Source organism: Pelodictyon clathratiforme (assembly GCF_982375515.1).
Genome location: NZ_OZ455102.1, coordinates 1,896,367 through 1,914,832 on the forward strand (window position 1 = coordinate 1,896,367; position 18,466 = coordinate 1,914,832).

The window sequence follows — 18,466 nt, forward strand, 5'->3', positions numbered from 1 at the left end:
ATGCAGAATAATTACATTAGTCAGATAAAGGTACTAATACTTGACGATGAAATAGATTTTACAAATGAGATCAGTGATTACCTGAAAAACACTGGTTTTATTCCTTTTTCTGCAAACACGCCAGAAGAAGGTTATGCTATTTTGAGCAAATATAATATTGATCTTCTCATTCTTGATGTACGTTTGCCAGGTACAAACGGACTTGATATTTTAAAAAATGTCAAATCGTTGTATCCTGGTATCGAAGTGATCATGGTATCTGCACATGGTGACATGGATACGGTAATCGACTCCATAAGGCTGGGGGCTTTTGATTATTTACGTAAACCCATGAGGTATATAGATATACAGATAGCTATAGAGCGAACACAAAAATATCTTAAAATGCAGCGTAACCTCGCGCATGCAGAAGAGAAGTACTCACTGATAACATCAGATATTGCTTCAAAAATAGGACGCCATTGTATCGGAAAAAGCAAACAGATAATTGAAATCTACGAACTGGCTAAAACAGCATCAGAATATTCAGATATAAATGTACTTATTACGGGCGAAAGTGGAACAGGAAAAGAGATTTTTGCTAAACTTATTCATTATATGAGCAAGCAAAAGGACAATTATTTTGGAGCTATTAATTGCAGTGCGATAAGTGACGCTTTGATTGAAAGTGAATTTTTCGGACATAAAAAAGGAGCTTTCACTGGTGCTATTTCAGATAAAAAAGGATTATTTGAAATATGCAATGAGGGGACATTATTTCTGGATGAAATTGCTGATATGCCATTGAATTTGCAGTCAAAGATTTTACGGGCTATTGAGGAAAAAACAATTACCAGAGTCGGAGATACAAAACAAATACAAACAAAATTCAGACTGATAGCCGCGACAAATTGTGATTTGCAAAAAATGGTTGACGAAAAAAAATTCAGACTTGATTTACTTCACAGACTCAATACATTACATATACATATTCCGCCTCTTCGTGAAAGGATAGAAGATATCGGGCCATTGTTTATCGATTTCACAAAAGAGTTCTCTGAAAAAATCAACAAACCGATAGAATCTATTGGTGATGATGTCTTTGTCGCTCTTGAAAAATATAGTTTTCCCGGGAATATAAGAGAATTAAGAAATCTTGCTGAAAGAGCTATCATACTTTCTAAAGGGAATTCACTACAAATATGTGATTTCCCATTACCTGTAGTGAACAAAATATCCAATACAACTGATAGCAATACTAAAATTGATGAGGAAGATGCTATACATAAAACTCTTGAGGAATGCGAATATAATCAGGTAATGGCAGCAGAGATACTTGGGATAAGCAGATATGCTTTGATTAGAAGGATGAGAAAATATAAAATTGATATCAAAAGAAATGAAGCAGAGCGATAAAGTGATATATTGTAGCAGTTATTAATATACGTCGAGCGAATAATTGCGCGTAATCTTATATCAAGGACGATTTATATTTTTATGTCTGACCTTACGTTACTGCGGAATCAATTCTTGAGAAATACTTTTGTAGATATGGGTTACATAAGATCGCCCAAAGGACCGAGATTAAGGTTGAGATCTTTGTCAGTAAGGTTGAAGATACCTTTTAACTCCTCCATCTTTTTCTCAAGCTTCATAAGCGTTTCTCCAAGCTCTTCAATTTGTGATTCACTCAATGAATTACCATCAATTCTGCGCATTGCCTGTTTTTCAATCAATTTTCTTATAAGTTCAATAAGAGTCAATACAAGCTTGGCGAGACCTGACTCTACATTATCGGGAGTTGCATTGATTCTCCCTTGAATACCTGGTTTTAATTTTTCAAGTTCTTCAATAATTTCATCTGCCGAACCTGCATAATATAATATCTTATCACTATCCATAATTATCCAATATTTATATTTGAAAAATTATATGGTGGCCATGGACCAGATAAAACAACGTTATGTTCCGAAAATAGAGTCTGCATTTGAATAACTAAATCAAGAAGCTCACTTTTTTTCGACCTTTCTATCATAAATACAGCATCAACTATAAATCCTGTTGTTGTTTGTTTATTGTACACAATTAAATCAGTTATTTTTTGAAGATTACAAGCAACAATCGACTGTATCTTATCAATGTATTGAAGCCTCTTTTCTTCTGATAAGTGTTTTATGTATTTGTTTAATAAATATTTTTTACTGTCAGTATTTCCATGTAAAATATCTGGAACATTTTGAGGCAAATCAAACAAATCTTCAATATTATTTTTTTCTTTATCCTGATGCGAATAGAGTATTCTTAAGGAATACTCTTCTTTATCAGTTATTTTTTTTATTATTGTAACAAATGTTTCATTATGGTTTTTTAATAATTCAGTCACATCGAATGGTGATGATACAATAGATCCATACCTCATAGGCAGTATTGAGTATTTAGCAGCAATGTCTCCTATAATCGTTGCATATATCATTACATCATTTTGACATGCTTGTTTTTTCTCATCAGTGGTTCTTGAAACGATAGCAGAGAGTGTACTTGTAGATATTATTTCAAGTTTAATTTTTGATTTAAGTGATATTGCATCAACATATGATGAAAACGAATCGATATAATTTATCGAATCAAAAATAGCATAAATAATTAAAGGCATGCTTGATTATAATAAATGCTGTTTTTACATTTTTATCGAGTTCTGTTTATTTTTTTCCATCGTCTCCACAGAACTTAGCAATAGTCTGAGTCCAACATACACAAGATCTATATCTGCTACGGAAATGACAATATCTCCTGTAATAACAACACCTTTGGTTAAAACACGATCGAGAACATCGAGAATTGTAATTTCTTTATTCTTGCTATAAAATTCGTCTTGCATTTCAATGCGATATATTTATAAAGGAATAACAAGGCCAAGGGCCTGTAATTTCAATATTCAGGCCTATATTTTGATGCTGAATAATTAACTGATCAGACGTTTCAATAAAACTTTCAACATTTGCTTTATTCAATAACAAAACCACGTTAAGTATCATATCATCCTCTTTTTCCAAAGTTTCATTGTTTGGAATTGGATTGAAACGGAATTCTTCAGATAAGATACTAAACTTTGTAAATATTTTTTTTGAGTACGTATTATATATATTAATAATCTCGTTCTCGATGATTTCATTTTTTTTCTTTCCAAGTATATATGCTTTTCCTATTGAACTATTTTGGATCAAAGCATTTATATCTGATACTTTTTTACTGAGATGCGTGATATTCTCTACAATCTTATTTTTATTGCAATAGAGCTTTACAGCCCACTCCTCTTTCTCTTCGAGATAAACCAAATTTTTTTTAAACTCTTCAGCATATTTGATTATAAACTGCATCAAACTGCTTTCAGATTTGTACAGAGTGCCGAAATTGAAGGGAATCAGGCTCTTGACATGTTGCATAATGGAAGTAATAACATCAAGGTGTTCCCTTACCTTTGTATCTAACCAGACAACATCAGATAGATTTGATTGTAATTGATTTTCCGCAAAATCATTATCTGTCACATCCATTGTAGTAACAAATAATCCATCAACATCTACTACGCATATTCCCTTCTGCAATTGATACTGTTGTAATAAAGGGGGCTCACTTGTAACACAAAAGATGTATATAAGTCTTTCTTGAATAGCAACCATAGAAGATCAATAATCAATTATTTTCACTTTCAGAATCATCATATGTTGACAACCTCGAAAAAGAAATAACTTCTAAATCTGAATCGACAGTTACAGCATAAAATAACCTTATTTTTTTGGGGGGAAGATTCATCGATTTTAAAAAAGAATCATCCTCATATACTTCTGAAACAGTTTTCCAGGTATCTCCTGATTTTTCTACCCTTATTACTGTTACATCTGCTGTCTGTACATTTTCTTTAAGAAACGCAACTACCGTATTTCTTATAGTAATTATTTTACTCATTATATGCTCCAATAGTTATTTATAAAATAAACGAAGGATTATATTTTACTCCATAAAAACAATTTTTTTATTGATTTTGTTTATTCAATCTTATTCTTTCGAGTTTTTGTAATAATTCATCCTCTTCTCTGTCATATTCAACTTCATCAATCTCATCCAACTCGAACCTGAGTTGGAGAGCCATTAAACGTTCTTTAACAACACCTTCATCAGACGTCTCTTTCTCAACGACATCATTTATTTTTTTTGCTATAAATATAAGCCCATTAAGTGGAGCAAATAATATATCGTCTAAAATAAAAATATTATACCCCTTTTGTATTAATTGACAGATTAACAAAATTATATGGCGGTAACGTACCTACATATTTGAATGTCATAATATTTCCATACTTCTCATCAAGTTTATTTACAGAGTCATCAAACTCTGACTCTTTAACTTCCTTAATAAGAAATGCGGCGTTAAGAATCATAAGATTACCATAATTATCAGTTATCTTGATATCCTCAGCGATAGGACTCAATATATCAAGAATCTGTTGTTTATAACTCTCAATCTCTTTCTTCAGTGCATCTGCAACCATCTCACCTATTTTTACACGCTGATAGTGTATTTTATCAGCAGGCTGGTTCAATAGCTTATCTCTTAGAGATCGTATATTATCATATTTCTGAATAATATTTTCATATATTCTTGTTTCATCTGCCATGACTTTTAGGCCCAATTCCTTCTTTCCTTTCATTTTGATGAGCAATTCATCAAATCTGCTATAATCGGTAATCAATATTTTGATTATTGCGTCATCATTATCATGAGGTGATATTGTAGAAAATCTTACCGGGAGAACATTAAACCGCTTCATTACCTCTTCAAGAACCTTCTGATGGGCGATCATATTTGCTCGTCTTGCTTCATATTGTATGATCGGCGTTGAACTTACAACAGCGCAAATATCTTTGTAAATAACACCATATACCCTGTCATTACGTTTACCTATACCAATCTGGCCGAAATCAATAAATTCAGAATTGCGTATAATTCCGTATATATATCTTCCCTCTTTCGTTGTTTCGATATCCATCTGATTAATAATTAATAATGATTTCAGAGTTCCCATTTCTCAGGAAGAATTCGTAAATCTATAAAGTTAAAGATCGGTAAAGGGCCTGTATAATAATAGTCACTTCTGTCTTTATATTGCTCACCAAGATCATTCATTATATTATCAAACTCTACTTCACGGCCTTTGTTCAATAAAAAAGCGGTATTCATAAACATAGCCTCGCCAGTTGTCTTATTATGCTTATGAGCAACAACTGTCTTTCTCAAATATGTTACAATTTCGTATGCTTCGACTTCTTTCTTTTTTTGCAACTCATTCTCAATAATATGTCCGGCCTCAACAATAAGCAGTTTTCTTTTTTCTTCATCCTTCAGTCCCTCTATTTCACGTCTCAATTGTTTTAACTCAACATGTTCTTTATCTATCTCTTTATATATATCGATCATGCAGCGCCATGATGCTTTAAGATTATACTCAACCTTGTTTTCAAAACGCTCAAGAAGTTCAGATAATTCGCCATACCTGCGATCAAGAAGATTTCTTATTTCATCTGGTGTTGCTGCAACTGTGCCAAATCGAACTGGAATAACACTATTGAATTGACTCATCACGACCTCTATGACTCTTTGATGAGCAAGAATATTATCCGGGTTTAAAACAAAATGATTAAGTGGGTGGTCACTAACAACCATACTTAAGCCCTGAAATCCAATTGTATTTACAAGATCACCTCTACCCCCTATTCCAATTGCACCAAAATTGCATTCATAAGTAGAAGCAATGATACAATAAACGTACTTGCCATCCTTTTCCATATTATTTCTTTATTTTAACCAGATAAAAAGGTTCATCCGGCTTATGATCAGGAGAATCCTTGAAGACACTTGAATATTCAAGTAAAATCTGATATGCTTTGTTAATCTCTATAAAATCATCGTTATCAATTGCAGAAATAGTATTATTTTTATCTGGATGGGCGTGCGCTGCTTTTGCTCGGTATGCCTTTTTTATATCTGATTCTGATTTATAGGCATCAATACCAAGAATTTTTTCTGCCTTTTCGATCTCTTTTTTATTTAGAAGTTTTGATTCAAGAGTATAAAAACTATAACAAGGCAACGGACCAACTATCTTATATCTAAGCAGATTTTCATATTTTATATCAAGTTGATTAACCATCTCAATAAAAGAGTTTTCTTTATCCTTTTTTATTAGAAATGCTGAATTTAACGGCATTTCATCATTCATCGACTCATGTTTCTTAACACAAATACATAAAGAAGATAAAGAATTCATAATATCAAGATTGACTTTACTATTTTTTTCATCAATCTTTTTTTTGATTATTTTTCCGATATTTATGCTGTCCGCCTGATCATAACTACCTTTATTGGCAATTTCTTCCTTCATAATCCTGATCTGGGGAGTATCTGATATTTTTTTAATAAGATCAGGGAAATTATTCCACATGACCACCAGATCAAACTCCTGAATATCAGCTATATCATCAAAAGTTTTATTGATGATACGTAATCCATTTTTAACTATTTTTATAACATCATTACCCGAATTTACAATTGTACCAAGCTGCATGGGAATTATTGTTGAGCAACCTGTACTCATAATCAACTCAATTTTTTTCTGATGATCAACAAGTAAATAAGCTAAATCTTCTCTATTTAAATACTCAATATCATCTACCATTGTATCAGAAACAAGGGCAGCAATACTGCCATACTCTATCGAATAAATACCTGACTCAATCAATATAGTCTTGATATCTGTCAAATAGTGATTTGGAATAAATCCATATATATAAATACCTTGCCTGTCCATTATCTATTAATTTTGTCTATTTGTTGCCTGATTGCTGACTACTTGTATCGCATGTTCAAAATGCTCTTCTGTTATAATTATTTCTATAGTTTCTGAATCGACTTTTTTATCAATCAGTTCACGAATAGCAACCATTTTAGCCTTTTGACATATAAACTGTATATCTGCGCCAGTCATATTATCGGTTTTTTCGGCAAGTGCATTTAGACTAACACTCTCTTTTAGAGGCATATTTTTAGTATGTATTTTAAAAATCATCTCTCTTGTTGATAAATCCGGTAATGGAACTTCAAACATGAGATCAAATCTTCCTGATCGTAATAAAGCGGGATCAATACGATCAATTCTATTTGTTGCAGCAAGCACAGTGACCCCTTTTAACTCCTCAATACCATCCATTTCTGTGAGAAATTGACTGATTACTCTGTCAATAACTCCTGATTCTACGCCATCATTCCTTCTTCGTGGAGCAAGACTATCTATTTCATCAAGAAAGAGAATTGTGGGCGCTGATTGTTTCGCAAGCCTGAAAAGTTCTCTTACCCCTTTTTCAGATTCTCCAATAAAACGGTTAAGTATTTGAGGACCTTTTACAGAAATAAAGTTTACTCCACTCTCACTGGCAAGCGCTTTAGCAAGGTATGTTTTTCCTGTGCCAGGCTTACCATATAATATTATACCCTTTGGAGGATTGGTATCTGTTTTTTTAAATAGTTCAGCATATTTTAGAGGCCACTCTACGGTCTCTTTCAATGCCTGCTTAATCTCATCAAGCCCCCCAACATCTTCCCACTTGACATCAGGAACCTCAACAAATACTTCACGGATAGCAGAAGGTTCGACCTCTTTCATCGCATCAAGAAAATTATCCATCGTAACTTCTAACTGCATTAATAGCTCGTATGGTATTTCTGATAATTCAAAGTTAATCCTTGGAAGAATTTTCCTTAACGCTGTCATAGCCGCTTCGCGAGCAAGAGCTTCAAGATCAGCTCCAACAAAACCATGGGTAATATCAGCAATCTTTGACATATCCACATCTTCTGACAAGGGAATACCCCTTGTGTGGATATGAAGTATTTCAAGTCGTCCCTTTTTATCAGGAATAGAAATTGATATCTCACGATCGAAACGTCCTGGCCTTCTAAGCGCGGGATCAATAGAATTTGGAATATTTGTTGCTCCAATCACAATAACTTTGCCCCTTGACTCCAAACCGTCCATCAAGGATAAAAGCTGAGCTACAACCCTTTTCTCAACCTGCTTTTCGCCACCCATATCCTCCCGTTTTGGAGCGATTGCATCTATTTCATCAATAAATATTATAGACGGCGCATGAGACTGGGCCTCAGCAAATATATTACGTACTCTTGCTTCGCTTTCGCCGTAATACTTGCCCATAATTTCAGGGCCGGATATATTTATAAAATAAGCATCGGTCTCTTGTGCGACGGCTCTCACAATAAGCGTCTTTCCTGTACCTGGAGGTCCATACAAAAAAACACCTTTTGGTGGTTCGACTCCTAACCTTTCAAATATTTCAGGATATTTTAGGGGTAATTCAATCATTTCACGTATTCGCTGAACTTGATTACCAAGTCCACCTATATCTTCGTATGTAATCTTGTTTGATTTTACTTCATTTTGTTTTGAAGATTCAAGTTGTATTGATGTATCAGGATGTATCAAAACAACTCCATCAGGTACGGTCGATGAAATCGTATAATATATCGATCCGGAACCAAATAATGTCGCCTTAATTTTATCACCATTAGAAACCGGTAAACCATTTATAAGAGAACCAATATATTTCGCATCATCAGCCTTAATCAAAGAGCTTGATTTTGTTACCGGCTTGAGTTTTATTTTTGTTGCCTTGCGTATTGTTGTTTTATGTATTAGAACTTTTTCGTCTATTCCAACAATGGCATTTTCTCGAGTGATTCCATCAATCTGTATGATTCCCTTATCTCGATCATTAGGGTAAGAAGGAAGTATTTTAACTGGAGTGGAGCGTTTTCCCTCAATAAGGACAATATCACCCGATTCCAAACCAGCATGAACCATATCATTCGGATCAATTCTCGCAATTGCACGCCCTACATCCTTAACAATTGCCTCTTTGACTTTTAAGACCAACTCAGTATTGCTCATGTCAGATCCCTTTTTTGCTCTTTAACGTCAAAGAGCACCTGTTTTAACTTATTTAATGCTGCCAACCCTTTAATTTCATCAGGAAATACCGGAACAGTCACTATCCTTAATTTATTAAACAATTCATTTGCCTTCAGCAGATATTTTAATTGTGCTTTTTTTCGCTGTCTGCAGAATCCTGACTCGTCAGACTCCATTACATTATTTATAATCAATTGGCGTGATGTAATTTTGAACTGTCCAAGCTCATGTAACAATCTTTCTGTCTCCATAATAGCCATATCTTCAGGAATACAGACAGGAATAAATTCGCATTTATTACCATTACTGAGAAGAGCAGCAATACGTTTGACTGTCTTTTTAAGATTGATAAGCATGACATCCGCTTCATCATCCTTATACTCTCCCGAAAAAGACTCTATCATATAACGATATTTCCACCGCATTTTTGCAGCCATTTTGATCCACTCATCAAGGAGAACCGGGGAGGAGAGCAAGCGCAATGCATGACCAGTAGGGGCTGTATCAACAACGTATTTCTCGTAATTATTCTCTTCAATCAAATCAATGATGGTTTTAAAACTCATAACTTCATCAATACCAGGTATTGACATACTCATCATTTGCTGTATATCATCATCATCGAAATTTGTGGATGTATCGAAAAGTTTAATAAGCTCACGTTCATGCTCTTTTTTAAACTCTTGAAATGCCTTGTCTGCAGATATTTCTATTGCGGTCAGGTTCACTACATTATGAACCGGTTGAAGTCTGAATCCAATTTCCTGTTCAAGACTATCTGAAACCGAATGTGCCGGATCAGTTGAAATTACCAATGTTTTATACTTTTCTGCCAAGCCAATCGAACATGCAACAGCACAACTGGTTTTACCAACACCTCCCTTACCACCAAAGATAATCATCTTAAGGTCTTGGCTATCCAAACCTGTAAGCGGCATTATATTATTTTTTAATTCTTATTTCAAGTATTCCATTTGTGTATTTATTTTTAATAACTTGATTATCAGAAGTTATCGGTAATAATAATTCTTTCCGATAGCTTTTTTTTCTGCTTTTCGTTGAAATTTCAAGTATATCATCCTTAAAGTCAATAATAATATCAGACTCTTCAATACCCGGCATTTCTGCAATTATTACAACTTCATCATTTTCATCGAATACATCTGTTATAGGTTCACGCTCTTCGTTAACCTTTGGGCCTTGTGGTGTTTTTATTATGTTACCAAAAGTTTCAACCTTTGGAGCACCACCAATTGCGGATTTTATTGTAAATCCATAAACACCATTCATCCCTTTTTTTAACGAATCTAAATTAAATTCTCCTTCCCGATTAATTGATCCTGATGTTTCAAGTTTTGCTGCCAGATCAACTAATTTTTCTATTCCTTTAAAAAGACCGCCCAAGCCCATAAAATCAAACTCAGCATCTCCATTACCATCTTTTGTGTTTTTCATCGGATCTCGTTATTATGTTATCTTCGTCAATGCCTCAAGCTTCTCTATGCGTTGCTGTAAATCATCCCGCAGTAATTGCTGTTCTTTATCTTTCGCCTTTGTAGAGAGATATGTATCTTCCTGCCACCAGTTTATACCCATCTCCATAGCTTTATCAACTGATGCAATTAATAACCTTATCTTAATTGTCAGCAAGTCAATATCAGCTATTTGTATCTTGATATCCCCTGCTATCACAATACCCTTATCGAGTACTCTTTCAAGTATATCGGCAAGTCCTGTTGCATTAACAGCATGTTTTAATTCTGGCATGATGAGATATTTTTAATACTCTATTTGGATAGTCGTAAATCCGGGATTTTTCGTTTCTTCTCCATACATATTATTTCTATTTCTGTTTTGAGGATCAAGCAAATGTGAACTATGTTCATAAATATTCTGTATAATCCTTAATCTATTTTGAACATAATCAAGTCTATGCAATATTTTTGTCTCCTCACTCATTAATCGCTGTTTTTCCTTTTCAAGCATATACAACTCAATAAAATCGGCTGTATCTGTCTGCCTTGCAGCAGACTTTGTAACCGTATGCAGCGTCTTTATACTGCTGACGCCTTTTTTAGGGTTATTAATTGGCATAACTCTTTCCAGAATTGCAGTTTATATAACTAAGAATGTAAATCTATCAACTCATTGACAATACCACGCACTCTTTCTTGATTTGTTTTTGACCCGACACGACTGGTTTCTGAAGTCAAAATATCCTGGCAGACTTTTTTAAAAAGTTCATTTGTCTTATCCGGCCTTGCATTAAGAACATTTAATGTCTTGGCAATCATAATCGATCCTCTTATTGTAGGGTCAAACTCAGTTTTACCTGATTCCCGCAATCCTCGAACTATTTTGACAATCTTTTCTGCATCATCAAGCGACATTCCTGATTTTGCATGAGTTATCATGAGTTCTGTTTCATAATCAAAATAATCAAGATCCATTGTAACCATCCTGTCACGCAATGCATCCTGAGTCCTGTTAACTCCGGCATATTCTTCAGGATTAGATGTAAATATTGCCCTGAATTCAGGATGAACTTTCATATAATACTCTTCTTCATTTGAAGATGAAGTACTCATCATTTTTTCTTGAAGAATCGGAAGAAGTATGTTATTTGCCTCAGGACGTGATCGTGTAAACTCATCATAAACCAAAGTAAAGCCTTTTTTGATAGCAATAGTTAAACGGTTGTTTACCCATTGCTTGGTCATATCCTCTTCATATTTATGGACAGAGTGAATAAAATTATCGTCCAATCTTCTGTATTTATAACCCTGCTCACTACCAATAAGATCCGATGTTTTATACTCAGAATCGCCATGAATAATGACAACAGGCCGACCTATCTTACTAGCAAGATGTAAAGCAACTGTCGTTTTCCCTGTGCCGGAAGGACCTCTGAAATGAACGGGAAATCCTGCTTTCATATAAGTCAGACCACGGCTTGTTATATCCCTGATATAGTCTGTTTCGACAAAATTAGGCATGGGCTTTGGCTCAAGCACTGTATTCATCTCACTATCACATCCCTGACGACGCATATTTTTATGGCTATTAGAATTTTAATTATAACCGCATCTTAATCAGCTATTACTTCTATAAGGTTAAAAAACGTTACAGGACCTTGAATATACAATAAAATCCTGTAACGTTTCCAACGAAACGGTTATTTAAACGTCTTCTTTATCGGATAATAAAGATTTTCGACTTTCGAAACCTTACCTGCATCAAGCAAACATTTTGCAGCAAAACCTATCTTCATTCGAGTTTCATGCAATGGTTCCTCCATGTCAGAAACCTTTACACCTTCATGATGACTATTGATATATTGCAGAATTTTCTCTTCCAAAGTACTCTCACTTGCAACTTGAGGTGTTTCGATATTAACAACCGGCATTTTTTCCTCAAATACAGGTAATTCGTTAATCACTGCTTTTATCTCTGTTTTTTCAGCAACTTTCACAACAGGCTTTTCAATTTTATCCGAAGTCACCACTTCCCCCCCACTCCTTATAGCTGCTATCTTCTCCTGCATTTCTTTCCAATATCCTGCACCTTCAGCTCTGTCTGCAGAACAATTATCCAACAGACTGGCTGTCGATGTTCTCAGCTCGGTTACTTCACGACTGATTCGCTCAAATAAAGTGTTGTATTCTTTCAGTCGATCAGCTTCGCCCTGATCCATATCCTTTTTCAGTTTACGAGCTGCATTAAGATTTTCATTACCGATATCAGCTATTCTTTCCTGAATGCTTTTAAGCAACGCATGCGTATACTCAAATCTTTCATTTCTTGTCTTATTCAGCTCGGCCCTTAATTCATCAGACATTTCCTTATGCTCAGTTCCGAATCTTTCAAGCATTTCATTTGTATAATTAAAAATACTCGACACTTCAGCGCTTATTTTACCAATGTACAATTCATACTCAGCCATTCTTGATTTTTCATTCTGAGCACGTGCTGTATTCTCCTCTGTAAAAAACTTATTCAAATCACTTGCCAAAACAGTTCTTGCTTTGGAAAAGTCCTGAATCAAATCTTTAACTTCTTTTTCGATTGAATCAATATCTTTTTGAATAGATCCTATTAATTGGGCATATTTACCCAGTCGATCTTTTTCTCCAGAATCAAGTGTCTTTTTTAATTCCGCCGCATTATTACTTATTTTTTTAGCAGTCTCCTCCTGCTCGTCACGATACTGCTTCATTTTTTCTGCAACATCTGCAACAAGGGCTTCATTATCTTTGACGCGCTCTTTAAATGAAGAAAGCATTTCTTCACTCAAGCTTTTCATTTGATTTGCCAATCCCATTTGTCTCTCCATTTTAGGTTATATAGCCTTAAACAAATCTATTGCTTATTATATATTTAGCATGTTTTATATCCCTGATACTGATAATATCTCCTTTATCAAGCAAAGACTCCAGATACTCCATCAATCTTTTGTGTGTTTCCTGAAAATCCATCAATATCCCCATAACATCTTCTTTTCTTTTTTCCTGTATTTCCGCAATCTCAGATAGCTCAGCTTTCAATAACGCATTTTTATCCGCATTCTCTGCAACGCTATAATCGGAAATATTTACTATTATATTTTTTAATGACTGTGTAAATTTTTTCTGGTCTTCTATGAATGCAACAAAATGATTTTTAGCATTACTCTCTTTTTGATCAAGAATACTATAGATCTCATCCATTATCAGATTATAATCCTTTTTCCGCAATGACTCTTTTTTAGCCAATGCCTCACAAAGCTTTATACTAACATCCATTCTCCTCACCTTAAGATATTCCAAAGAATCTTCAACACTATCAATCAAATAATGACACGACTCTTTTATATTTTCGGATGATTGAAATGCACTCTGAATATTTTTTATTCTAACTTCATCAGAATCACAACTATCTGAAGATTCAAATCCCTTTTTATTTATTTCTTCCTTAATAACCATCTTTACGAAATGTTATATGTATTTCATCTGAAACATAAAACATGTAACATGCTTTCTCTCAATTTTTTATTTCATAATAATAAGTTCTTGGTAAATCATGCTCGAGAGACATAAGAGACTGAGGATGTTTTAGCAAGAACAATCATCATACCGCGTGCTGCACTACGCTGCTTTTGCGGTCAGGCCGATTGCTTCAGCATATTTCAGATAGGTCTCTACAGAGGCAACGACTACCCTTGCTTCGATGGCAAGAAGTTCGATTCCAACAAGTGATACCCTTACCCATGCATCAACAACAACACCCTTGTCAAGAATACGATCGATAACCTCTACGAGGCTTGATGAACCGATTGTTTTTTCTACTGACATGATATTCTCCTGTTTTTGGTTTTAAAATCGACAACTCAGCTTCAAATTCTCTTTATGCTGCTTTTGCGGTCAGGCCGATTGCTTCAGCATATTTCAGATAGGTCTCTACAGAGGCAACGACTACCCTTGCTTCGATGGCAAGAAGTTCGATTCCAACAAGTGATACCCTTACCCATGCATCAACAACAACACCCTTGTCAAGAATACGATCGATAACCTCTACGAGGCTTGATGAACCGATTGTTTTTTCTACTGACATGATATTCTCCTGTTTTTGGTTTTAAAATCGACAACTCAGCTTCAAATTCTCTTTATGCTGCTTTTGCGGTCAGGCCGATTGCTTCAGCATATTTCAGATAGGTCTCTACAGAGGCAACGACTACCCTTGCTTCGATGGCAAGAAGTTCAATACCCACAAGCGATACCCTTACCCATGCATCAACAACAACACCCTTGTCAAGGATACGATCGATAACCTCGACGAGACTTGATGAACCGATTGTTTTTTCTACTGACATGATATTCTCCTGTTTTTGGTTTTAAAATCGACAACTCAGCTTCCCATTCTCTTTATGCTGCTTTTGCGGTCAGGCCGATTGCTTCAGCATATTTCAGATAGGTCTCTACAGAGGCAACGACTACCCTTGCTTCGATGGCAAGAAGTTCAATACCCACAAGCGATACCCTTACCCATGCATCAACAACAACACCCTTGTCAAGGATACGATCAATAACCTCTACGAGGCTTGATGAACCGATTGTTTTTTCTACTGACATGATATTCTCCTGTTTTTGATCAATAAACACCGTCTTACAAAGAGAGGGACGGCTTACCTCTTCACATATAAGTGGCATATACCATGCCAGCATTTGCAATTACAGTTGCCCAACAAAACAAAGCACAAGTTAACTCATTTATTATAAATCAGTTATAATAAATTTTATTTTAACACTATCTTATATTGTGCTGTTTTGAGACCGATAATGCTTCCCTGATCCTGCTTATTTTCTATTTAACCCCGCACAGGTGTGCGGAAGCATGTTCGCTTTTAATAATTAAGGAAGAAACAGTACCTGCCGGGCAGGATGACTTCTTGATGGATGGAGAGTAGTGACGTGAGGCGGAAGAACATTGCAACCCAAATGGAATGGGCGGATATTGCTCTTACAAATTCCCTTTCAGGTAGAGAAGCCGCCTTGCTTCAGGAAAGCGCTCAATTGCATATCGGAGCATAACCCTTGGCATACGCTGATAATGTCTCGATAAAAAATCTTCAAGTGCAGCCAGGTTACGCTTGCCAACCTCCCTGAGCATCCACCCTGTAGCCTTATGAATCAGCTCTTCAGGATCCTGAAGCAGCTTTTCTCCCAGAGCAAGAGTATCCTGAAATTCTCCCAGACGGATGAAATGAAAGGTTGCGATAATAGCAATTCTGCGCTCCCACAACCTCTCAGAATCAGCAAGTTGAAGGAGGGACGTTCGTGGATGGTCATGTAAAAAGCTGCCGACAATATGCGGCGCGGAAATATCAACCAGATCCCAGTTGTTGATACATCGGGTATGTGCAAGGTAGATATCGTAAATCCGCTTCCGTGAGGGTTCGTCACCCCGGATAAAACGACGCATCAGCATCAACAGAGCAAGCAATCGATCTTCATGAAAAGCCGACTCAAGCAGCAGAATAAGCTCAGGCATAGGAACATCATCCACCGTCAAGGAAAGTTTTCTCAACACTGGCACCCGAATTCCACGAAAAAGATCACCTTCAGCATATTCACCGGGCCCAGTTTTGAAAAATCTCTGCGCAAACCGGGCCGCCTCGGGATTTGAGAGCGCCTCAAGACGTTTCATGATCATGGATGCAGTACCACTCATGATAATATTCCCTCTTAACTTCAGATTAATCGTTTCCCGAAATCCTCATTATCAACACCCTACGCCTGTTCAGCCAGCTTACTCCACCGGGCCATCTCTTTTTCAAGCTGCTGTTGAAGCGCCTGAAGTTCCGACCCAAGCTGCTGCTGCAACCCAAAATCACTACCTGCCGACGCAAGACGTGCGGCTATCTCCGACTGACGGATTTCAGCATCGTGGATCGTCTGCTCAAGCAGCTCAAGCTCACGCTTCTCCTTGCCTGAAAGCTTTGAGGGCTTTGGCTTTACCGATACCGGTGGAAGAATCTTCTGAGCCTCTTTCGCAGATGATTTCTTTTCATCCTTTCCCTTGGCCGCCAAAGCTGCTTTCATTTCGAGGTAGACGGTATAGTTACCCGGATAGCGACGAATACTGCCGTTCTCCTCGAAGGCGAAAATATACTCCACCGTCCGGTCAAGGAAATAGCGATCGTGACTGACCACCAAAAGGCAGCCCTGAAAGGTATCGAGATAGTCTTCAAGCACCCGGAGCGTCGGGATATCAAGATCGTTGGTCGGTTCGTCAAGCAGAAGCACATTGGGCGAATCAATGAGCTGTTTGAGCAGATAGAGCCGCCGGCGTTCGCCTCCCGAAAGGGTGCTGATATAACTGTACTGGGTTGAGGGCGCAAAGAGAAAACGCTCAAGCATTCTCGCAGCAGAAAAAACTGTGCCATCCTTAGTCTTGATCTGCTCGGCATGCTCCTGAATATACTCAATCACCCGTTTCGAATCATCAAGTCCCCTGCTCTGCTGATCGTAATAACCGATATTCACCGTCTTACCAAGATCAATATGGCCACTGTCAGGCTCAACACGCCCGGTAATCATATCAAACAGGGTCGTTTTTCCCGAACCGTTCGGTCCGATAATGCCAATACGGTCTCCCTTTTGCAGATGATACTCAAACGAATGCAGCAGCAACTTGTCACCGTACGATTTTGATACCTGGTGAAACTCAATGATTTTATCACCCAGCCGACCAGCTCCGAAGCCGATCTCAAGCTCTTTTGACTTCTGCTTTTTCGGAGCATACACAAGGCTCTCGGCACGCAACATACGGGCTTTCTGTTTCGTCGTCCGTGCCTTGCAGCCACCCCTCATCCACTCCAGCTCCTGACGGACAAGGGCGGAACGCTTGCGATCATCCCGTATCGCCTGCTCTTCCTGTTCAGCCTTCTGCAACAGGTAACTTGAATATCCTCCGGTGTAGGTAACCGCCGTCCGGCCATCCATTTCAATCATTCGAGTCGCCACACGATCAAGAAAATATCGGTCATGCGTAATCAAAAGCACCGCGCCCTGATAACGACGGATATACTGCTCCAGCCACTCAACACTATCGGCATCAAGATGGTTGGTCGGTTCATCAAGGATAAGCCCGTCACTCGGCACAACAAGCGCATGAGCCAATGCCACACGCTTGCGCTGACCACCGGACAGCGTACCCATGGTTGCCGCAAGATCATAAAGACCCAGTTTACCAAGCACCATTTTGGCATTCGATTCAAGCTCCCATGCACCACACACATCAAGCTCGTGAGCAAGCCGACTCATCTTCTCAATCAACGATGGGTCTTCACTGTGGCGCGTCTCCAGCTCCTTGCAGACCACTTCATACTCATAAATCAGATCCATCGCCTTATCGCTCGACTTCAGAATGGCTTCCAGCACCGTATCCTCAGGATTGAAAGGAGAATCCTGCGGCAAATAGGCAATCCTCTTCTGGTTAGCCACCATCACCTTTCCTTTATCAGGCGTTTCAACCCCCGCAAGAATCTTCAAAAGCGTACTTTTACCGCTCCCGTTTGCCCCGATAATACCGATCTTGTCGCGATCATCAATGCCAAACGAGACATCCTCAAACAAATGTTTCAGACCATATTTTTTCTGTAACCCTTCAACTGTTAAAAGCACCATACCTCTTCACCATTCCTTATACTTATGTTCATTCATGCCCTTCAAAACCTTTCAAAAGAGCGGAATATAACGATTACATCCCGTTTGGCAGCCAACTCATTGTGCACCGCTTAAACGATAAAAACTGGTACCAACTTACAAAAAGAGGAGTTATGCTGTCAGAACGAACGCAACGTTTTTTTTCTCTCCAGTTTCCTGTTCCCCTTTTTTTTCATAAACTGTGCTAATACAAAAACAACATGCAGGAAATTACCCCTGCAAAACAGAGTAAAATCACCATCA

General features: G+C 37.1%; 24 protein-coding genes. 1 reads left to right on the plus strand and 23 read right to left on the minus strand.

Translation table 11 applies throughout. The features are described from left to right. The gene (locus tag AC56AD_RS09080) at positions 1-1,395 is read left to right on the plus strand and encodes a sigma-54-dependent transcriptional regulator (protein ID WP_012508519.1); all 1,395 of its coding nucleotides are present in this window, start codon (positions 1-3) and stop codon (positions 1,393-1,395) included. 140 nt (positions 1,396-1,535) lie between these two features. Here AC56AD_RS09080 and AC56AD_RS09085 read toward each other — a convergent pair whose 3' ends face one another. The 23 genes from AC56AD_RS09085 to AC56AD_RS09195 form a co-directional block, all read right to left on the minus strand. After that, entirely contained in the window at positions 1,536-1,880 is a 345-nt protein-coding gene (locus AC56AD_RS09085) for a gas vesicle protein K (RefSeq protein ID WP_012508520.1), read from the minus strand. Positions 1,881-1,882: 2 nt separating this feature from the next. Beyond that, positions 1,883-2,632, minus strand: a complete 750-nt coding sequence (locus tag AC56AD_RS09090; RefSeq protein ID WP_012508521.1) for a GvpL/GvpF family gas vesicle protein — start codon at positions 2,630-2,632, stop codon at positions 1,883-1,885. Between the two features lie 24 nt (positions 2,633-2,656). Further along, complete coding sequence (locus AC56AD_RS09095; RefSeq protein WP_012508522.1) at positions 2,657-2,857, minus strand: gas vesicle protein; 201 nt, start codon at positions 2,855-2,857, stop codon at positions 2,657-2,659. Position 2,858: 1 nt separating this feature from the next. Then, positions 2,859-3,659, minus strand: coding sequence for a GvpL/GvpF family gas vesicle protein (locus tag AC56AD_RS09100; protein WP_012508523.1), 801 nt, complete (start codon positions 3,657-3,659; stop codon positions 2,859-2,861). Between the two features lie 13 nt (positions 3,660-3,672). Further along, positions 3,673-3,945, minus strand: a complete 273-nt coding sequence (locus AC56AD_RS09105; protein ID WP_012508524.1) for a gas vesicle protein GvpO — start codon at positions 3,943-3,945, stop codon at positions 3,673-3,675. A 67-nt stretch (positions 3,946-4,012) separates the two neighbouring features. After that, positions 4,013-4,285, minus strand: coding sequence for a gas vesicle protein GvpG (locus tag AC56AD_RS09110; RefSeq protein ID WP_012508525.1), 273 nt, complete (start codon positions 4,283-4,285; stop codon positions 4,013-4,015). Then, on the minus strand, positions 4,251-5,027 hold the full coding sequence (locus tag AC56AD_RS09115) for a GvpL/GvpF family gas vesicle protein (protein WP_012508526.1): 777 nt from the start codon (positions 5,025-5,027) through the stop codon (positions 4,251-4,253). Before AC56AD_RS09115 ends, AC56AD_RS09110 begins: the two co-directional genes overlap by 35 nt. A 23-nt stretch (positions 5,028-5,050) precedes the next feature. Continuing rightward, the gene (locus tag AC56AD_RS09120; RefSeq protein ID WP_012508527.1) at positions 5,051-5,824 is read right to left on the minus strand and encodes a GvpL/GvpF family gas vesicle protein; all 774 of its coding nucleotides are present in this window, start codon (positions 5,822-5,824) and stop codon (positions 5,051-5,053) included. Between the two features lies 1 nt (position 5,825). After that, on the minus strand, positions 5,826-6,845 hold the full coding sequence (locus tag AC56AD_RS09125; protein ID WP_012508528.1) for a GvpL/GvpF family gas vesicle protein: 1,020 nt from the start codon (positions 6,843-6,845) through the stop codon (positions 5,826-5,828). Between the two features lie 6 nt (positions 6,846-6,851). After that, positions 6,852-8,999, minus strand: coding sequence for a CDC48 family AAA ATPase (locus tag AC56AD_RS09130; protein WP_012508529.1), 2,148 nt, complete (start codon positions 8,997-8,999; stop codon positions 6,852-6,854). After that, a complete protein-coding gene (locus tag AC56AD_RS09135) occupies positions 8,996-9,958 on the minus strand; it encodes an ArsA family ATPase (protein WP_273277906.1) in 963 nt (320 codons plus the stop codon). Before AC56AD_RS09135 ends, AC56AD_RS09130 begins: the two co-directional genes overlap by 4 nt. A 4-nt stretch (positions 9,959-9,962) precedes the next feature. Continuing rightward, on the minus strand, positions 9,963-10,475 hold the full coding sequence (locus AC56AD_RS09140; RefSeq protein ID WP_012508530.1) for an Hsp20/alpha crystallin family protein: 513 nt from the start codon (positions 10,473-10,475) through the stop codon (positions 9,963-9,965). 12 nt (positions 10,476-10,487) lie between these two features. Further along, on the minus strand, positions 10,488-10,787 hold the full coding sequence (locus AC56AD_RS09145) for a gas vesicle protein (RefSeq protein ID WP_012508531.1): 300 nt from the start codon (positions 10,785-10,787) through the stop codon (positions 10,488-10,490). A gap of 12 nt (positions 10,788-10,799) precedes the next feature. Next, on the minus strand, positions 10,800-11,114 hold the full coding sequence (locus AC56AD_RS09150; RefSeq protein ID WP_012508532.1) for a hypothetical protein: 315 nt from the start codon (positions 11,112-11,114) through the stop codon (positions 10,800-10,802). A 29-nt stretch (positions 11,115-11,143) separates the two neighbouring features. Further along, positions 11,144-12,043 carry a gas vesicle protein GvpN gene (gene gvpN, locus AC56AD_RS09155; RefSeq protein WP_190274047.1) on the minus strand — a complete coding sequence of 300 codons (900 nt, stop codon included), beginning with the start codon at positions 12,041-12,043 and terminating at the stop codon, positions 11,144-11,146. Between the two features lie 152 nt (positions 12,044-12,195). After that, on the minus strand, positions 12,196-13,341 hold the full coding sequence (locus tag AC56AD_RS09160; RefSeq protein ID WP_012508534.1) for a hypothetical protein: 1,146 nt from the start codon (positions 13,339-13,341) through the stop codon (positions 12,196-12,198). 28 nt (positions 13,342-13,369) lie between these two features. Next, a complete protein-coding gene (locus AC56AD_RS09165; protein WP_012508535.1) occupies positions 13,370-13,981 on the minus strand; it encodes a hypothetical protein in 612 nt (203 codons plus the stop codon). A 162-nt stretch (positions 13,982-14,143) separates the two neighbouring features. Then, positions 14,144-14,350, minus strand: coding sequence for a gas vesicle structural protein GvpA (gvpA, locus tag AC56AD_RS09170; RefSeq protein ID WP_012508536.1), 207 nt, complete (start codon positions 14,348-14,350; stop codon positions 14,144-14,146). Positions 14,351-14,402: 52 nt separating this feature from the next. Further along, on the minus strand, positions 14,403-14,609 hold the full coding sequence (gvpA, locus tag AC56AD_RS09175) for a gas vesicle structural protein GvpA (RefSeq protein WP_012508536.1): 207 nt from the start codon (positions 14,607-14,609) through the stop codon (positions 14,403-14,405). 52 nt (positions 14,610-14,661) lie between these two features. Next, a complete protein-coding gene (gene gvpA / locus AC56AD_RS09180; RefSeq protein WP_012508536.1) occupies positions 14,662-14,868 on the minus strand; it encodes a gas vesicle structural protein GvpA in 207 nt (68 codons plus the stop codon). A 52-nt stretch (positions 14,869-14,920) separates the two neighbouring features. Further along, a complete protein-coding gene (gvpA, locus tag AC56AD_RS09185) occupies positions 14,921-15,127 on the minus strand; it encodes a gas vesicle structural protein GvpA (protein WP_012508536.1) in 207 nt (68 codons plus the stop codon). 388 nt (positions 15,128-15,515) lie between these two features. After that, entirely contained in the window at positions 15,516-16,226 is a 711-nt protein-coding gene (locus AC56AD_RS09190; protein WP_012508537.1) for a DNA alkylation repair protein, read from the minus strand. Positions 16,227-16,285: 59 nt separating this feature from the next. Continuing rightward, positions 16,286-18,184: an ABC-F family ATP-binding cassette domain-containing protein gene (locus AC56AD_RS09195; protein WP_012508538.1), complete on the minus strand. Its 1,899-nt coding sequence runs from the start codon at positions 18,182-18,184 to the stop codon at positions 16,286-16,288. Positions 18,185-18,466: the final 282 nt, after the last annotated feature.

Excerpts from the sequence above, each read along its gene's own strand:
- AC56AD_RS09080 (WP_012508519.1), top strand. The coding sequence starts at position 1 with ATGCAGAATAATTACATTAGTCAGATAAAGGTACTAATACTTGACGAT.
- AC56AD_RS09195 (WP_012508538.1), bottom strand. The coding sequence starts at position 18,184 with ATGGTGCTTTTAACAGTTGAAGGGTTACAGAAAAAATATGGTCTGAAA.
- AC56AD_RS09105 (WP_012508524.1), bottom strand. The coding sequence starts at position 3,945 with ATGAGTAAAATAATTACTATAAGAAATACGGTAGTTGCGTTTCTTAAA.
- AC56AD_RS09160 (WP_012508534.1), bottom strand. The coding sequence starts at position 13,341 with ATGGGATTGGCAAATCAAATGAAAAGCTTGAGTGAAGAAATGCTTTCT.
- AC56AD_RS09165 (WP_012508535.1), bottom strand. The coding sequence starts at position 13,981 with ATGGTTATTAAGGAAGAAATAAATAAAAAGGGATTTGAATCTTCAGAT.
- AC56AD_RS09095 (WP_012508522.1), bottom strand. The coding sequence starts at position 2,857 with ATGCAAGACGAATTTTATAGCAAGAATAAAGAAATTACAATTCTCGAT.
- AC56AD_RS09100 (WP_012508523.1), bottom strand. The coding sequence starts at position 3,659 with ATGGTTGCTATTCAAGAAAGACTTATATACATCTTTTGTGTTACAAGT.
- AC56AD_RS09115 (WP_012508526.1), bottom strand. The coding sequence starts at position 5,027 with ATGGATATCGAAACAACGAAAGAGGGAAGATATATATACGGAATTATA.
- AC56AD_RS09190 (WP_012508537.1), bottom strand. The coding sequence starts at position 16,226 with ATGAGTGGTACTGCATCCATGATCATGAAACGTCTTGAGGCGCTCTCA.
- AC56AD_RS09085 (WP_012508520.1), bottom strand. The coding sequence starts at position 1,880 with ATGGATAGTGATAAGATATTATATTATGCAGGTTCGGCAGATGAAATT.
- AC56AD_RS09140 (WP_012508530.1), bottom strand. The coding sequence starts at position 10,475 with ATGAAAAACACAAAAGATGGTAATGGAGATGCTGAGTTTGATTTTATG.
- AC56AD_RS09150 (WP_012508532.1), bottom strand. The coding sequence starts at position 11,114 with ATGCCAATTAATAACCCTAAAAAAGGCGTCAGCAGTATAAAGACGCTG.
- AC56AD_RS09145 (WP_012508531.1), bottom strand. The coding sequence starts at position 10,787 with ATGCCAGAATTAAAACATGCTGTTAATGCAACAGGACTTGCCGATATA.
- gvpA (WP_012508536.1), bottom strand. The coding sequence starts at position 14,350 with ATGTCAGTAGAAAAAACAATCGGTTCATCAAGCCTCGTAGAGGTTATC.
- gvpN (WP_190274047.1), bottom strand. The coding sequence starts at position 12,043 with ATGAATACAGTGCTTGAGCCAAAGCCCATGCCTAATTTTGTCGAAACA.
- AC56AD_RS09130 (WP_012508529.1), bottom strand. The coding sequence starts at position 8,999 with ATGAGCAATACTGAGTTGGTCTTAAAAGTCAAAGAGGCAATTGTTAAG.
- gvpA (WP_012508536.1), bottom strand. The coding sequence starts at position 14,609 with ATGTCAGTAGAAAAAACAATCGGTTCATCAAGCCTCGTAGAGGTTATC.
- AC56AD_RS09135 (WP_273277906.1), bottom strand. The coding sequence starts at position 9,958 with ATGCCGCTTACAGGTTTGGATAGCCAAGACCTTAAGATGATTATCTTT.
- AC56AD_RS09125 (WP_012508528.1), bottom strand. The coding sequence starts at position 6,845 with ATGGACAGGCAAGGTATTTATATATATGGATTTATTCCAAATCACTAT.
- AC56AD_RS09090 (WP_012508521.1), bottom strand. The coding sequence starts at position 2,632 with ATGCCTTTAATTATTTATGCTATTTTTGATTCGATAAATTATATCGAT.
- AC56AD_RS09120 (WP_012508527.1), bottom strand. The coding sequence starts at position 5,824 with ATGGAAAAGGATGGCAAGTACGTTTATTGTATCATTGCTTCTACTTAT.
- gvpA (WP_012508536.1), bottom strand. The coding sequence starts at position 14,868 with ATGTCAGTAGAAAAAACAATCGGTTCATCAAGTCTCGTCGAGGTTATC.
- gvpA (WP_012508536.1), bottom strand. The coding sequence starts at position 15,127 with ATGTCAGTAGAAAAAACAATCGGTTCATCAAGCCTCGTAGAGGTTATT.